Origin of the sequence: Cohnella nanjingensis, from assembly GCF_014212125.1 — a bacterium.
Classification (GTDB): Bacteria; Bacillota; Bacilli; order Paenibacillales; family Paenibacillaceae; genus Cohnella; species Cohnella nanjingensis.
In genome coordinates this window covers 1-980 of record NZ_JACJVP010000091.1, presented here as the reverse complement: position 1 = coordinate 980, position 980 = coordinate 1, and the positions used below count along the sequence as shown (strand labels likewise).

Below are 980 nucleotides of genomic sequence, written 5' to 3'. Positions count from 1 at the left end.
AAAATGCGGATTGATCTGCGACTGCAGCTGTCTCAACTCGGACAGATTGGCCCGGTACTGCTGCTCGTAGACTTCGTGTACCAGCTCGTCGATCTTGGCTACCATCGAATTGAACTGGCTGTATAGATGACCGAACTCGTCCTGCCGTCTATGCACCAGCGCGAGCTTCCAATTGCCGTTCTCGACCTTCTGGAAAGCGCGCATGAGCCTGCGCATCGGCTGGTGAATCTGCAGAAAAATCCAGTAGGCGAACAGCGCGATCATCAGCACCGAGAGGACGGCGAGCACCCAATACCAGATCCGGTACTGAACCAGCGAACCCAGAATATCCGACTCGGGCATGTAGGAGAGGAGCGTCACGCCCATCGTCTTGGACCGCTCGGCGGCAATCCAATATTTGCGGCCCTCGATCCACTTCTCCGCCGTCGCCGCGGGCGCGTCCGCCGTCAGGCCGGCGGTCGCCGCGTCGATCCCGGCCTGCGGCAGGAGATGTCCGTTGCCCGCGATGCGCCAACGGCCGTCCTGGTCGATGAGCATCGAGCCTCCGCTCCCGCCGATGGCGAAGCCCGCGAGCGCGTCCCGCAGCTGCTCCAGATTCAGCTCCACGCCGATGACGAAGACCGGCTCCTGATCGCCCATGATCGCCATGCTCGAATACGGGAAGCTGATGAACAGCCGGCCGTGCCAGTAGATGAAGGGGTTGTCGAAGCGGTTCTTGACCGCCTTCAGCGCATCGTATTCCGGCTTGGGCAGTTGCTCGAAGATCGTCGAGGAGCTGGATATTTTCCGTTCGGACGCCGGCAGATAGATCTCCGCCTCCAAGATGTACGGACTCGTATGGACCAAGCGGTCCAGTTCGGCATGAATGGTCACGATCGCCTCGTGCCGCTCGATATCGCTAATGACGGGATCGGCGATGCTCAAGAGGCGCAGGTTGCGATCGTTCACGTATTCCTCCTGCATGGCGACGATCCGGGAGA

The 980-nt window shown here is 60.5% G+C and carries 1 protein-coding gene; it reads right to left on the bottom strand.

Translation table 11 applies throughout. The annotated features are described in order from the left end of the window. Positions 1–948 (bottom strand): sensor histidine kinase (locus H7C19_RS35595; RefSeq protein WP_185673513.1); only part of this gene is annotated, 948 nt, incomplete at its 3' end. Between the last annotated feature and the right edge of the window lie 32 nt (positions 949–980).